Annotated in this window: 14 protein-coding genes and 4 pseudogenes; 3 read left to right on the top strand and 15 right to left on the bottom strand. The window is 33.7% G+C overall.

Features of this window, described 5'->3' with window-relative positions:
* Nucleotides 1-61 precede the first annotated feature (61 nt).
* A complete protein-coding gene (locus COO03_RS27145; RefSeq protein WP_097898408.1) occupies nucleotides 62-220 on the top strand; it encodes a hypothetical protein in 159 nt (52 codons plus the stop codon).
* Nucleotides 221-259: 39 nt separating this feature from the next.
* Here the strand turns inward: COO03_RS27145 and COO03_RS17670 are convergent, their stop codons facing one another.
* Nucleotides 260-943, bottom strand: a complete 684-nt coding sequence (locus COO03_RS17670; protein ID WP_097898409.1) for a metal-dependent hydrolase — start codon at nucleotides 941-943, stop codon at nucleotides 260-262.
* Between the two features lie 148 nt (nucleotides 944-1,091).
* Between COO03_RS17670 and pepQ the strand changes: the two genes are divergently transcribed.
* Complete coding sequence (gene pepQ / locus COO03_RS17675) at nucleotides 1,092-2,189, top strand: Xaa-Pro dipeptidase (protein ID WP_097898410.1); 1,098 nt, start codon at nucleotides 1,092-1,094, stop codon at nucleotides 2,187-2,189.
* A gap of 42 nt (nucleotides 2,190-2,231) precedes the next feature.
* Nucleotides 2,232-2,336, top strand: a pseudogene (locus tag COO03_RS17680) (DUF2785 domain-containing protein); the annotation flags it as partial.
* Nucleotides 2,337-2,349: 13 nt separating this feature from the next.
* Here COO03_RS17680 and COO03_RS17685 read toward each other — a convergent pair.
* The 14 genes and pseudogenes from COO03_RS17685 to COO03_RS17750 all read right to left on the bottom strand — a co-directional run.
* Nucleotides 2,350-2,556, bottom strand: a complete 207-nt coding sequence (locus tag COO03_RS17685) for a hypothetical protein (RefSeq protein WP_097898411.1) — start codon at nucleotides 2,554-2,556, stop codon at nucleotides 2,350-2,352.
* 121 nt (nucleotides 2,557-2,677) lie between these two features.
* Nucleotides 2,678-2,799 (bottom strand): annotated as a pseudogene (locus COO03_RS27745) (RNA polymerase sigma factor); the annotation flags it as partial.
* Between the two features lie 160 nt (nucleotides 2,800-2,959).
* A pseudogene (locus COO03_RS17695) lies at nucleotides 2,960-4,051 on the bottom strand (HBL/NHE enterotoxin family protein); the annotation flags it as partial.
* A gap of 270 nt (nucleotides 4,052-4,321) precedes the next feature.
* A complete protein-coding gene (hblA, locus tag COO03_RS17700) occupies nucleotides 4,322-5,446 on the bottom strand; it encodes a hemolysin BL binding component B (protein ID WP_097898413.1) in 1,125 nt (374 codons plus the stop codon).
* A gap of 30 nt (nucleotides 5,447-5,476) precedes the next feature.
* Nucleotides 5,477-6,706, bottom strand: coding sequence for a hemolysin BL lytic component L1 (gene hblD / locus COO03_RS17705; protein WP_097898414.1), 1,230 nt, complete (start codon nucleotides 6,704-6,706; stop codon nucleotides 5,477-5,479).
* Between the two features lie 68 nt (nucleotides 6,707-6,774).
* Complete coding sequence (gene hblC / locus COO03_RS17710; RefSeq protein WP_097898415.1) at nucleotides 6,775-8,094, bottom strand: hemolysin BL lytic component L2; 1,320 nt, start codon at nucleotides 8,092-8,094, stop codon at nucleotides 6,775-6,777.
* Nucleotides 8,095-9,268: 1,174 nt separating this feature from the next.
* Nucleotides 9,269-10,408 (bottom strand): HBL/NHE enterotoxin family protein, encoded by a 1,140-nt coding sequence (locus tag COO03_RS17715; protein ID WP_097898416.1) that lies wholly within the window; start codon nucleotides 10,406-10,408, stop codon nucleotides 9,269-9,271.
* Nucleotides 10,409-11,215: 807 nt separating this feature from the next.
* Nucleotides 11,216-11,560 (bottom strand): DUF6176 family protein, encoded by a 345-nt coding sequence (locus COO03_RS17720; RefSeq protein ID WP_097898417.1) that lies wholly within the window; start codon nucleotides 11,558-11,560, stop codon nucleotides 11,216-11,218.
* Between the two features lie 3 nt (nucleotides 11,561-11,563).
* Nucleotides 11,564-12,358: a GNAT family N-acetyltransferase gene (locus COO03_RS17725; protein ID WP_097898418.1), complete on the bottom strand. Its 795-nt coding sequence runs from the start codon at nucleotides 12,356-12,358 to the stop codon at nucleotides 11,564-11,566.
* Nucleotides 12,355-12,687, bottom strand: a complete 333-nt coding sequence (locus COO03_RS17730) for a cupin domain-containing protein (RefSeq protein WP_097898419.1) — start codon at nucleotides 12,685-12,687, stop codon at nucleotides 12,355-12,357. Before COO03_RS17730 ends, COO03_RS17725 begins: the two co-directional genes overlap by 4 nt.
* A gap of 27 nt (nucleotides 12,688-12,714) precedes the next feature.
* Nucleotides 12,715-12,927: a phosphodiesterase gene (locus COO03_RS17735; protein WP_097898420.1), complete on the bottom strand. Its 213-nt coding sequence runs from the start codon at nucleotides 12,925-12,927 to the stop codon at nucleotides 12,715-12,717.
* A gap of 63 nt (nucleotides 12,928-12,990) precedes the next feature.
* Entirely contained in the window at nucleotides 12,991-13,443 is a 453-nt protein-coding gene (locus COO03_RS17740; RefSeq protein ID WP_097898421.1) for a hypothetical protein, read from the bottom strand.
* 159 nt (nucleotides 13,444-13,602) lie between these two features.
* Entirely contained in the window at nucleotides 13,603-13,812 is a 210-nt protein-coding gene (locus COO03_RS17745; protein WP_097898422.1) for a hypothetical protein, read from the bottom strand.
* Between the two features lie 104 nt (nucleotides 13,813-13,916).
* Nucleotides 13,917-14,080: pseudogene (locus COO03_RS17750) on the bottom strand (alanine dehydrogenase); the annotation flags it as partial.

Here is a 14,080-nt window from a genome sequence, read left to right on the forward strand (position 1 = left end):
GTTTGTCCGCCAGCTCCAAGATACAATAAAGACAAGAAATCAAATAAAGGAGCGAATGAAAATGAAAAAATTGTTAGAAGTTGTAGGTGCTGTATTTTTAGCTTTCGTTGATGGGAAAAAAGTTGCAATGGAATTAAATGAAGCACCAGAACAAACAGTACCGGAATTTACAGAATCAACAAAACAAACACATACTTTCAAACCTATACTGCACACATAAAAACCCTTCACTTGTCTTTTCAAATGAAGGGTTTCTTTTCTATAGTGTAATACTTTCTCCCGCTTCTAATACCTTTCCTGTTTGATTTGTTAGTTTTTGAACGAAAAGGTGCGGGTCTTGCTCAATGACCGGGAACGTATTATAGTGCATTGGCACAACTGTTTTTGCACCAATCCATTCTGCAGCTAAAACCGCATCCTCCGGTCCCATTGTAAAGTTATCACCAATCGGTAAAAATGCTAAATCAATGTTGTTAAGAGATCCAATTAACTTCATATCAGAAAATAAAGCCGTATCCCCTGCATGATAAATCGTTTTCTCTTCTGCCGTAAATAAAATTCCAGCTGGCATTCCCGTATATGTAATCGTCTTGTTTTCTTCATCAATATAACTAGATCCATGGAATGCTTGTGTAAACTTCACTTTTCCAAAATCAAATACATGTGATCCGCCAATATGCATCGGATGTGTATTCACACCTTGCCATCCTAAAAATGTTGCCAATTCAAATGGTGCTACAACAACCGCATTATTTTTCTTCGCAAGCGCTACTGTATCACCAACGTGATCACCATGTCCATGTGATAAAATAATTACATCTACCTTTACATCTTCAGCTTTTAAATCCGTTTTCGGATTCCCTGTTAGAAACGGATCAATTAAAATGACCTTTCCATTCGTTTCAATCTTTACAACTGAATGCCCATGATAAGATACTTTCATTGTTATATTCCTCCCTTATTCACATTCACACCCTTTATTCTACATGATTTCACAATTCCCTGTCTTTTCTAACATCGATTTACTTGTCATAACTCTTTCATCCGATGTAAAGTTATATATGTAACTGAAATCCTGGAGGTGCAAATCTATGAATACTAGATTAGAAAATTTAATGCAATGGCTACAAGAACAAAACGTGGAGGCTGCATTTTTAACTTCTACACCGAACGTCTTCTACATGACGAACTTCCATTGTGAACCACACGAAAGACTACTCGGTCTATTTGTATTCCAAGAAAAAGAACCCATTTTAATCTGTCCTAAAATGGAAGAAGGCCAAGCTCGAAATGCTGGCTGGGCACATGAAATCATCGGGTTTACCGACACTGATAAACCATGGGATATGATTGCGAAAGCACTTAAAGACCGCGATATTAGTGTAAATACAGTTGCAATTGAAAAAGAACATTTAAATGTAGAACGCTATGAAGCATTAACAAAATTATTCCCAAAAGCATCTTTCAAATCTGCGGAAGAAAAAGTACGCGAACTTCGTTTAATTAAAGACGAAAAAGAACTTTCTATCTTACGCCAAGCGGCTTACATGGCTGATTATGCTGTTGAAATTGGTGTAAATGCAATCAAGGAAGATCGCAGCGAATTAGAAGTATTAGCAATTATCGAACATGAAATGAAGAAAAAAGGCATACATAAAATGTCCTTTGACACAATGGTATTAACAGGTGCAAACTCTGCCTTACCGCACGGTATACCAGGTGGTAACAAAATGAAGCGCGGTGACTTTGTATTATTTGACTTAGGCGTAATCATTGATGGTTACTGCTCTGACATTACACGTACAGTAGCATTCGGCGACATTTCCGAAGAACAAACACGCATTTATAACACTGTACTAGCAGGTCAATTACAAGCAATCGAATCATGTAAACCAGGCGTTACACTTGGCGAAATCGATCACGCTGCTCGCTCTGTAATCGCAGATGCAGGCTACGGAGAATTCTTCCCGCACCGCCTTGGTCATGGACTTGGAATTAGTGTACACGAATATCCAGATGTAAAAGAAGGCAACCACTCTCCATTAAAAGAAGGTATGGTCTTCACAATCGAACCAGGTATTTACGTACCAAATGTAGGTGGCGTTCGTATTGAAGATGATGTTTATATCACAAAAGACGGATCAGAAATTTTAACGAAATTCCCGAAAGAATTACAGTTTGTGAAATAAGAAAAAAGGTAGCGAGAGTGCTACCTTTTTTCTTTTTAGCTATCATTTTTACGAAGCTTATTCTTCCGATTACGAGCACTTTCTATATACAAAGAACTCAAAAGCGAGGTTAAAAAATTATTAAAGGAATTACGCCAATACTATTAAAAAAGAAGGTCTCTCAAAAAGTACCTTCTTTCATCTCACTAATATTGAGTTGAAACTTCACAATCCAAACCGAGAAAAGGTGTACAAAAATCGCAATAGCCATACATGCACCGCTCAAAAAAGTTAAAATCGGGTGCGAGTATGAATGCCCTAAACAATAAGATACTCCAATAAAAAACATTGTTATGTAGATATAGATTGCTCCATGTATTTGCTTCATATTTGCCCCCTTTTTCATCATATTATAGCATAAATTTTCTAACTATTCTTATTTGTCTGTTATAATCGACATTTCTCAACTGTTACACCTCTTACAGCTGCTTATATATGGTGCCCCTTGTAACTTGATTTAATCGTTTTTCTTTCCGATATAAACCGCGGCGCTGATTAATTACAACGTGGAATAACCACGGTATTAATGCTCTAACAGTATTTCTTCCATAAGTAAAAGAGCCTTATATCCCATATAAGAAGCGAAATCTTCATCAGACTCCGCTTTTTTCATGTATCACAAATCACAAAATATTTTAACATAGCAGAAACTTAAGTTTGCCATGTTTATTGAAAAGCTTTAAAAAAGAACCGATATTTCCTTATTTTTGTGGAGGTACCACTTTTAATTCTTTGACCCCTTCTTTTAATGTGATTGCACCTGTCGCCAATCTTTTCCAACTAACTTGAGCTGAATCCAAGTTAGGTTTTAAGAATTTAAATTTCTCGTGATCAGCTTTTTCAGATGCCTTCTCAATATGCCCCAGTACTCCCGAATATTGAGAATCTAAATCATGCCATTGCGCAGACAAATAAGTAAGAGCATTAATAGCTTTATCAATCGCACTATGCATCTCACTAATATTATTAAATGCAACTCCAACTACACGATTTAATGTTATTTTATAATCTACAGTCTGACGTAATTGTGCTAATTGCGGCTCTAACCAGCCTAGCTTACTTCTTGCATCACCTATCATTATACCACCAGCAATCAGTGTAGGGAGAAAAGGAATTTTCACCATTGTCAATCCTTTAGATTCTATGTCTTTTTGATAGTTTATGTCCCTTAAAACTTCATTTAGACGTTTTTGATCGGCTTCAACATCAGCTCCTTGGTTTTTTAAAATCGATTGCAAGAGATCTTTATCACTTCCAAATTCTCTAATATCTTGTCCAATATCGGCTTTTAACTTAGTTAATTCTTCTATTAACTTTTGTGCATACTCTTGGTTTTGTTGAATTTCACCGCGTAAATCTGTAATCCCTTTTTTTAAAGCATCTCCATTCCCTGTATTAATCGCCTCTACTAATATTTTATAATGATTTTCAAATTTTGTATCGTATTCAATAATGCTGGTCAATGTGTCTAAAAGCTGTTTTTTTCCTTGTGTATCCCATTTAACAGCATGTTCTCTAGCATTCTTTTGATCTTGTACAATTTTACCAGGTAAATCTGCATACCCAGTAATAGTAATGCCTTCAAAACTCACATCTGGATTATTAATTAACAAATAAGAATAGTCATTCATGGATTTTGCAAATACCGCAGCATCTTGCAAAGCTTTTTTCATCTGTTCTTCATTTGCTGAAAGAGATATATCGCTAGTAGTAGTTTGTTCAATTTCACTTGCAAAAGCTGTTATTGGTGTAACTGCATAAGTTGTTGTCATAGTTAAAAACGTTGATACAGCGAGTAGTTTGTAAGGGATTTTTTTGATCATTTCATATTCCTCCTATGTAGGCTTTGATTGTAAGTTCTATTCTTCTTTAAAAGTGAAATTAGTTCTGTATCTTTATGAATATCATTCCAACTTTGTTTAGCAGCCTTAAAATCATCAAATATTAAAGAGAATTTATAGTGAAAGGCGAAGTCTTAAATCAAACTTCGCCTTTTCGGTATATAAGGAATTATTAATTATTGTATGGCTATTTAACAATGTAATCATAGATTCTCTATGTTTCGGGCATGCAACAGAAGTAATCTTTCCCTATTATTGTGGAGTAATAGGCTCCACTTTTAATTCTTTGATACCTTCTTTTAATGTGAGCGCATCTGTGTGTAATGTTTTCCAACTGTCTTTAGCTGCATTCAAGTTAGGTTTTAAGAATTTAAATTTATTTTGATCAGCTTTTTCAGATGCTTTCTCAATATGTCCTAGTACTCCTGAATATTGAGAATCTAAATCATGCCATTGCGTGGACATATAAGTAAGAGAATTAATAGCATCATCAAGCGCTTGATGCATCTGATCAACATTATTATAGGCAGCTCCAACTACACGGTTTAATGTTACTTTATAATCTACAGTCTTACGTAATTCTGCTAATTCCGGCTCTAATTTCTTTAAACTCTCTTGTGCTGTAAGTACTATTAAACCACCAATCAACGGCAGGCCCAAAATGGCACCCTTCATTACATTGAATCCATCAGATTCTAATTGTCTATAATAATTTACTGATCCTAAAATTTTATCTAGACGCTCTTGATCGGCTGCAACATCAACGCCTTGGTTTTTTAAAATTGACTGTAAGAGATCTTTATTGCTGCCGAATTCCCTAACATCTTGTCCGATAGCGTCTCTTAATTTAGTTAATTCTTCTATTAACTTTTGTGCAACCTTTTGGTTTTGTTGAACTTCAGTTCGTAAATCTGTAATCCCTTCTTTTAAAGTATCTCCATCCCCTTTATTAATCGCCTCTACTATTGTGTCGTAATAATTATCAAATGTTGTATCGTATTCAACAATGCCTGTCAATGTATCTAACAGCTGTTTTTTTACTTGCGTATCCCATGTAATAGCATGTGCTCTTGCATTCTTTTGATCTTGTACAATTTTACCTGGTAAATCTGAATACCCATTAATATTAATTCCTTCAAAATTTACATCTGGGGTTGTAATTAACATATAAGAGTAGGCATTCATAGATTTTGCGAATAATCCAGCCTTTTGCAAGGTTTGTTTCATCTTCTGTTCATTTGCTGAAAGAGATGTATCTCCATTGTTAGTTTGTTCAATTTCACTTGCATAAGTTGCTACTGGCGAAACTACAGAAGTTGTTGTCATCGTTAAAAGCGCTGATGCAACGAGTATTTTGTAAGGGATTTTTTTCATCATTTCATATTCCTCCTATATAGGTTTTGATTTTTAGTTCTTTGCTTCTTGTGTAAAAGCGATGTCTTTCGAAATGAATTCTGCATCTTTATGAATATCACTCCAACTTTGTTTAGCAGCTTTCAAATCATCAAGTATTAAAGAGAATTTATGTTCTTGCATAGAGTCGATATTGTCATGTAAATCTGTATAATTAGCCCCCATTTTATTCCATTGTTGTTGGATATTTGTTAGAGACAGTATCGCTTGATCCACTGTTTGATACAGATCTGTCAAAGTTGCTTTCGCGTTAGTAAGCGAAATAACTGCTTGGCTAGCAAGATCGGCTTTCGTACCTAATTCTCCGATTTTTTTAGAAATTTCGTTATAGGAGTCCATATGCTTAGACGCCATGACACCAGATGCTGTTCCTAAACCGATACCAGCTGCGCCGAGAGCTGTAAGGCCACCAACAACAGCTGGTGTTGCTGCACCGCCAGTCACAACAATTACTACCGCTCCTGCAATGGTTCCAATAACTAAAAGGGCTGCTGTCAATCCACCACCAATTGACCATGCTAATACATTGTTAAAATGCTCTGTCTGAGTAGAACGTAGCTTCTCAATTTCAGCTTGAAGTTGTGGAATCAGGGCATTATTTCCGGCTAGTAGTGCCGTTAATCCACCTTGCCCATCTGGGCCACCAACATTATTTTTAAACCCTATAGAATTGTCATACAGTTTTGCTTTGAAGTCTTGTAACATCTTAATTACTTCTGTAACTTCTTTTGAATTTGTATTAATTGTAGTGATTAAATCATTTAGACCCTCTTTTAACTCTGCTTTATCTTTCTTTTGTACAGCAGCTTCCAATATATCGTAATAATTTTTAAATTGTTCATCGTAATTTACAATATTACGTGCTGTTTTTTGAATCTTCGGCTTCGCTGTATCTAACCAATAATTCGCATTGATTCGTGACAGTTCCTGATTAAGGTGAATATTTTTAATTAATTCTGCTCCTTCTGGACCTAAATCAATATTGGATAAATTTACATTTGGTTGTTTAATCATTGTTTTTGCGTACAAATCCATTACAAGAATATGAGATCCTGTTTCAGCTAATGCCTTCTTCAGCCCTTCAGGCCCTAATTCATAATTCCCTACTTTTTGTTCTTGAGCGGTCTGTTCTTGTGCAAATACATGAATAGTGTTACCGTTAGTAGCAGTTATAAATGTTGCTAGAGTGGCTACAGCTAACACTTTAAATGGAAGTTTTTTCATAACTATTCTCCTTCTCAGTTTTTTGATAGATTCTTATAATCTTTATATTTTTTATTAAATTCGCAATATTAAAACTTATTAACTTGTTCTTCAAGGTAACTTGTTACATTTTTTAATTGTCTTAATGTATCTTTTTGAGACTGCTGGTCAGTTGTATCAACATTATTAGATAATTTTGTAATATTATTTTTGATTAGATTCAAATCTTCTTTATAGCGTTTTAGTAGGTCAAGTTCTACATCTACTTGATTCGCAAATGTATGTAAATCATTTTGCATAATAAGAAGCATTGATTTTTGTAAATCTGCTACTGTTAGGTTCTTTGTTAAATCATATAATTTTTGGTTTTGTTTCTCTAAATCATCTAAATGTGCTCGCTGCTCTGCTGTTAGTCGATTTACTTCAGCGAAGGTACCATATGTTTTTTTGATTTTTTCAGGGTCAATAACTTTCGTAAGGTCATACTCTTTTGTCTTTGTAACTGCAGCTGCAGCTATTTCAGCTTGTTTGCTTTTCTCAATTGCTTCACGAGCTTCTTTTTTGGCAGCTTCAATCTCTAAAGCAGATTTACCCTTTTCTTTCAATTCTTGCTCTACTTTTTTCTCTGCTTCTAAAATAGAGTTGTTAATTTCTTTTCCTTTGTTATACGCTGCCACCGCTGTTTGAGCAACCGGATCAATGACATCTTTTGAAAGACTATAGATTTCTTGGAATATCTTAAATCCTTGTTCATTTAAAGCGCCTGGTAACAATGCTATTTGTTGTAAATCATTTTGAATTGATTTTTGGGTATTTTGTAATTCATTTTTTAGTTGGTCTATTTTCCCTGTTCCATCTGAACTTAATACACCCTGTGCTTTTGTCACATCAGTATCGAGATCTTTAAGTTTTGTATCAAGCTGTAATTTAAGATCTGTTAATTCATTAATCTGACGTTGTACGTTTTCTTGGTTTGTCGTAGCTTTATCTTGAAGAACTTCAAGTCTATCCAAGAACCCTTCTTTATCTTCTTTATTGTCTACAAACTGTTTTAATGTTGGGTAATAGCTATTAAATTGAGTTACAAATCCTTTACTTTTTGAATTTAATAGAATTAATTTTGGATAAAGTTCTGATGACCATTCGTTCATATCTTGTTTGATTAGGGATTGGTTCGTATTTAAAGATGGAACTTCCACTAGTTGTACATTAGGACTCATTAAAGCTTTATCTATATATGTTTGGATTAATTTAGATTGTGCACCTAATTTTCGTAATGATGGGGAAATATCCGTTTTCTCTTGCTGCATTTCTGCCTGAACAATTGGCGCTGCGAGAGTATTGATAGGAATAGCTGCCCCAGTAACAATTGATGTGATTAAAAATCCTGTAAGTATTTTATTTTTCATTCCGTACACCTCTTCACTATTGTCTTTTTACAATTTTATTCATATATCTTGAACGATCTACTGTTCGGTTTTCTCCTTGCACAATTGAGGAAGGAGAATTCTTTCGGATAGAGTGTTAAATCAAGAAACTCTCGTTATTATCTACTTTCATAGAATGTAAGGACCTTACGCCCTCATTTTAAACATTATGTTTTTAATAAGTAAATAATAAAATTCCCTCGATTTTATTCGAAGATTCAGATTTTTAATATTCATATTAGGGAAAACATTATATCTAGAAAATTAAATACCAAGAATCACTTCACTAAGTGAAATAATTATAATCTGATAATTGAGCATAAAATATAATACTTTTCATCTCTCTATATGAATCGCTTGATAAAAAATGTTTTCAATATAATTTAATAGTACCTTGTATATCGGTTTACTTTATTTGGGAAATGTAAAATTGCATATCAATATGGTCATATCAACGATAAATAATCTATAAAATTATTATCTATAAATAGGAATTATATTTTCCATAAACATTGCAGGGGGAAAGTTTTTTAGACGGAGAATAAGATGAGGTATGCTAAAAAAATTTCTAAATGTATAGGTATAAACTAAATACACCTGGAGAATAAAAAGCGAGAAACAAGGATAACTATATAGTAGCTAAAACGCTTGAAGAGTATAAAATGAAAAATAATAAAGAGTGGAATTTAATCCCTCATTAACGGGTAGCAAGACCTCACCTTAAGATTGAGGAGGAAGCAAAGAAGATAGGTGAGGGATCAAATATTCTGAAATGAAGTATATACATCCATTTTAATTTTTCGACATCTAACTCCCTGCTATGCAGAATAAAAAGTAACCTATACTCGTTTGCTCGTTCTGTTTTTACTTCGCATGTGGCAGAAAAAGGCCCTAACCGCTTGTATGCACGGCCAGATACTCTCTCCCACCTAAAAAGAGGGGTGTTATGTCGGTTTTTCAATTGATATATATATATATATATATATAGATGAACGGGTTCTGTTGCAAAGTTTTTGACACTTATATACAAGTGAAAGGCGAAGTCTTGAATCAGACTCCGCCTTTTCGGTGTATAAAGAATTGTTAAATTACATTTTAACGATGTAACCCTAGATTTTCTATGTTTCGGACAATTTTGTAACAGAATCTATATTCCCTATTGTTGTGGAGTAACAGGTTCCACTTTTAATTCTTTTATTCCTTCTTTTAATATAGACGCATCTGTTTTAAATGTTTTCCAACTATCTTTAGCTGCATCCAAGTTAGGTTTTAAGAATTTAAATTTGTTTTGATCAGCTTTTTCAGATGTATTCTCAATATGCCCTAGTACCGCTGTATATTGAGAATCTAAATTATTCCATTGCGTAGACATATAAGTAAGAGCATTAATAGCTCCGTCAATCGCATTATGCATCTCATTAATATTATTATACGTAACTCCAACTACACGATTTAATGTTACTTTATGATCTACAGGCTGATTTACTTTTGCTAATAATGGTGCTACTAACGGTTGTAACTCTTTTAATTGATCTTCTGCTACAATTACTATTACTCCACCAATCAACGGTAGGCCTAAAACAGCACCCTTCATTACATTGAATCCATCAGATTTTAATTTGTTATAATGATTTATTTTCGCTAAAATTTCATTTAGGCGTTTTTCATCTTCTTTAATCTCAGCTGATTGTTTTTCTAAAATCGAACTTAAGAGGTCCTTATGGTCTCCAAATGCTTTAACATCTTGTCCAATATTGTCTCTTAACTTAGTTAATTCTTGTATTAATTTTTGTGTATGCTCTTGGTTTTGTTGAATTTCAGCTCGTAAATCTGTAATCCCTTCTTTTAAAGTATCTCCATCCCCTTCATTAATCGCCTCTACTAACGCATCATAATAATTGTCGAATTGTGTATCGTATTCAACAATGCCTGTCAATGTATTTAAAAGCTGTCTTTTTACTTGTGTATCCCATTTAGCAGCATGCTCTCTTGCGTTCTTTTGATCTTGTACAATTTGATTAGGTAAATTTGGAGACTCTTTCATATCAATTCTTTCAAAATTCACATCTGGATTATTAATTAACATATAAGAATATCCATTCATGGATTTTGCAAATACCTCAGCATCTTGCAAAGCTTTTTTCATCTGTTCTTTATTTGCTGAAAGAGAAATATCCCCATTGTTAGTTTGTTCAATTTCACTTGCAAAAGCTGTTACTGGTGTAACTACATTAGCTGTTGTAATAGTTAAAAACGTCGATACAGCGAGTAGTTTGTAAGGGATTTTATTTATCATTTCATCTTCCTCCATAGGTTGTGATTTTAAGTTCTATATTCCTAGATTTTCAACGAACTACTGTTGTTTTCTCTCCTTGCACACGCTTGAGAAAGAAGAGTTCTTTCGGATAGAGTGTTAAAAACTCTCATTATTATTTGCTTCCATAGAATGTAAGGTCCTTACGCCCCCATTTAAACACTATGTTTTTTATAAGTAAACAATAAAATTCCATCATTTTTATTCGATGATTCAGATAATTTATATTAACATTGCAAAAATATTATATTCGAAAAATTAAATGATACTAACCACTTTACTAAGTGAAATAATTATACTCTGATAATTAAATATAAAATGTAATGATTTTCATTGATTTATATTAATCCCTTGCAAAAAAATATTTTTAATATAATTTAATGATCCTTTATATATCATTTTACTTTATTTGGATATGTAAAATTACATACAAAAATAGTCATACCAATCATAAATTTTCGTATTGTCTTTTTGCTTGTTTCACACACAAAAAGACTGTCTCGGTTTCTTCTTTTCATACTTGAACAGTGCTTCAAATTAAATTCTTTTCACAGAAAAAAGCCCATCTATATAAATCCATCTTAATTTTTCGACATCTAAGTCCCTGCTATGCAGAATACAAAGTAACCTACACTCGTTTGCTCNNATGTGGCAGAAAAAGGCCTGACCGCTTCTATGCATGGCCAGATGCTCTCTCCCACCTAAAAGGAGGGGGTTTATGTCGTTTTTTAATTGATGTATATATATTTTGATGCGCTTTTATCCATACATACAAAGAATATTATTCTATTATTTCATCGCTTCTTTGACAGTATCTTGAATCATAACAACCTCTGTTTTCATATCTACAGCCGGTTCCTTCTCATCAATACATTCATACCAAAACTCTAAATGCTTTTTATCAATTTCATGCTGGGAATTTTCGACATCTATCCCGCCTTCTCCTTGGACAGAGTACCAATATAAGTATTCTTCTCCATCTCTTATTTCCCGGAAAATTGTCTCTACATACATTTTTTCGTCGTTTAATGTTAATAATAATTCTTTCATATGATCATTGAGTAGCTTCATCCATTCATCAACACGGTGGCTTTTTCCTTGTTTCACCTTGAATCTTGTTAATTCTACATTCATCTTTTATTCCCCCATCTTCTTACGTACATATAAAACGTATTCCTCTGAATAATCAAAACCTAGTTTCCTCGCTAGCTTTTGAGAAGAAATATTATCTATATTACAATCCCAACATGGCGTAATATGATGTTGGATACAGTGGTCTATGAAATATGTTGCAACTAACCGAGCTAATCCTTTTCCTTGATGGTCTGGATGCGTTGCGATGTCAATTTCGGCAAAACCATTCCCTCTAAAAATTGACACACATTCTGCAACCACCTTTTGATCTTGTACAATACAAAATCCAAAACCATCATTCAAAAACGCTTCTTTTGATCCCCAATACTCTTTATAATATCGCTCCGTAAATTCGGTACTTTTTTCAATTATATTTTTATCAATCCGCTTAATCTCGTGTGTAAAATCATCTAATTCTCTCTTTCTATCTTCAAAAATATCCCTCTGAAATTGAAATGTTTTTCGCGGAATTTTCTTCAAAGAATCCTTGAAATGATTTTCAATAGCCATCTCCCACTCTTTACTAGAAGTAAAGAGTGTAAACCGTTTCTCCTTGCTTAAAACGTCTTTTTCAATATACGAAAACAAAGTATGTTGAAATTCCTGATCGTGAGCATCTCCAAATAGATAGTAAATGCCATTAACAGTCGCAATTAATCCTGTTGTTGATCTTTCATTTACAACAATCTCACCATCTATGATTCGGTCACATACTGCATAAGCAAAAGTAGATGCCTGTTTGTTCGCCTCTAAAACTGGAAGAATCGTATGATATTTTGCTAAGGCTATCTTCTTCATACATTCTCCACAATAACCGTATCTGCCTCTAAGTTTTCAAAACAAAGATTCACAGTTCGCTGCAAAGCCCTTGTTCGGTGGATAGTACCTGCTGGAATTAAAATAGAATCGTTCGGTTTTAGTACAGCTGTATCCTTATCTTGAAAATCAATCAGTAATTCTCCTTCGAGTACCATAAATAATTCATCCGAATTGGAGTGAAAGTGCCAATCATATTCACCTGTAAACACCGCAATCCGTAAACAATGGTTATTCACATTTGATACAACAAAATTTTTGTGCTGCTCTGTAATATCTTTTGTGAGTTCTAATAAATTTACCTTTTCCATCTTTATTCCCATCCCCTAATCAACTTACTACTTCCCCCAAAACCATCCAATTGCAATGATAATCGCACAAGCCCAAAAACCCATTTCTCCAAAATCAAACGTCTTTTTCTGCTTCCTTGCTTTTTTCACTTCTTCTTTTAGCTCTTGTACAGTTTGTTCTAAGCTAACAATCGCTTCTTTCATCTCATTCAGTTCACTTTTCTCCTGTATGTTTTCCTCTAGTTCTTTTGCTAAATTCATTGCTGTACGCCCTCTCTGTGATCTTCCATCTCATTCTGAATAGTGAAATATTTCAAGATAATTTTACTCACCTCTAGTCTCCGCCACCACAATCGCACCGCCGCCATCACTTGAACTACTACAATCACTATCACTGTAATCGATCATTCCACTTGATGAACTGGAAGCATAAGAAGATTGCCTTTTTCTTTGCTCCTTTCGTCTCTTTTCCCACTCATCTTTCCTTTCATGTTTTGGCCATATTTTATAAAAAGCCAGACCATATATACATACTGTTATAATCATAAAAATTGATATTAAAGTATTCTTAAGAAATCTTGGCTGTATATCTAACAAGATAAATCCACCAATAGAAAAAACACAAATGATAACATAAATAATGATAGCGATAGACCTAAGTAAATTATATGTATGGAAGCTCGAATCTTGTTGCATCGTTATATTCGTTTGTTTCTTTTGAAATGCTTCATGTTTCTGTGATCTTTTTTTCTTTTTCTTATTACTTTTTCTTCCCAAATTGCTCCCCTCTCTTGCTTTAAAGCCTCTTCTATATAATTCAAACCTATCATAAGGTAGATAATTTTAACAAGAAGAAAATCCCATTTTTAAGAATTTTAAAATAAAAAGATGCTCTCTAATTTCTCGTATTGTGAGTAAAATTAGAAAGCATCTTTTTTATTTCATTGAAAACGTACTATCTCCTGCTGAAATCCAGCCTTTTATAAATCCAGTTATAACATCCGGTGAAACTAAAATAATCACGCATGCCACAATCCCAATTCCGATTCCTCTTATCTTTTGGTCAGCGTTTTTCTTTCCTAAACTCATCATACCAATTCCTACTGCTAGTAGACAAAATGATAATATCTCAGCAATATACCCCATGTTCCCACCTCCAACTCCATTCATTCACATTATACAATATGCATTCTAATATTTAAATATAAAAAGACCCTCCTTATACGAAGAGGGTCTCAAAATCATTTCTATTATGATAAAGCAGGAGCTTTTTCAAGAAGCTCTTTCGCATCAGCATATTGTAAACCATGCGCTTCTGCAACTGCTTCAAATGTTACATAGCCGTCTAATGTATTAATACCTTTTAATAATGCAGAGTTGCTTAGGCAAGCTTGTTTGTAGCCTTTGTTTGCAA

Origin of the sequence: Bacillus sp. AFS098217, assembly GCF_002551815.1 — a bacterium.
In the GTDB taxonomy this organism is placed as follows: Bacteria; Bacillota; Bacilli; order Bacillales; family Bacillaceae_G; genus Bacillus_A.

Coding starts and splice junctions, on each gene's coding strand:
- COO03_RS17715 (WP_097898416.1), bottom strand. CDS start 10,408: ATGATAAATAAAATCCCTTACAAACTACTCGCTGTATCGACGTTTTTA.
- COO03_RS17670 (WP_097898409.1), bottom strand. CDS start 943: ATGAAAGTATCTTATCATGGGCATTCAGTTGTAAAGATTGAAACGAAT.
- COO03_RS17735 (WP_097898420.1), bottom strand. CDS start 12,927: ATGAATTTAGCAAAAGAACTAGAGGAAAACATACAGGAGAAAAGTGAA.
- COO03_RS17725 (WP_097898418.1), bottom strand. CDS start 12,358: ATGAAGAAGATAGCCTTAGCAAAATATCATACGATTCTTCCAGTTTTA.
- COO03_RS17745 (WP_097898422.1), bottom strand. CDS start 13,812: ATGGGGTATATTGCTGAGATATTATCATTTTGTCTACTAGCAGTAGGA.
- COO03_RS27145 (WP_097898408.1), top strand. CDS start 62: ATGAAAAAATTGTTAGAAGTTGTAGGTGCTGTATTTTTAGCTTTCGTT.
- hblC (WP_097898415.1), bottom strand. CDS start 8,094: ATGAAAAATAAAATACTTACAGGATTTTTAATCACATCAATTGTTACT.
- hblD (WP_097898414.1), bottom strand. CDS start 6,706: ATGAAAAAACTTCCATTTAAAGTGTTAGCTGTAGCCACTCTAGCAACA.
- pepQ (WP_097898410.1), top strand. CDS start 1,092: ATGAATACTAGATTAGAAAATTTAATGCAATGGCTACAAGAACAAAAC.
- COO03_RS17685 (WP_097898411.1), bottom strand. CDS start 2,556: ATGAAGCAAATACATGGAGCAATCTATATCTACATAACAATGTTTTTT.
- COO03_RS17720 (WP_097898417.1), bottom strand. CDS start 11,560: ATGAATGTAGAATTAACAAGATTCAAGGTGAAACAAGGAAAAAGCCAC.
- COO03_RS17730 (WP_097898419.1), bottom strand. CDS start 12,687: ATGGAAAAGGTAAATTTATTAGAACTCACAAAAGATATTACAGAGCAG.
- hblA (WP_097898413.1), bottom strand. CDS start 5,446: ATGATGAAAAAAATCCCTTACAAAATACTCGTTGCATCAGCGCTTTTA.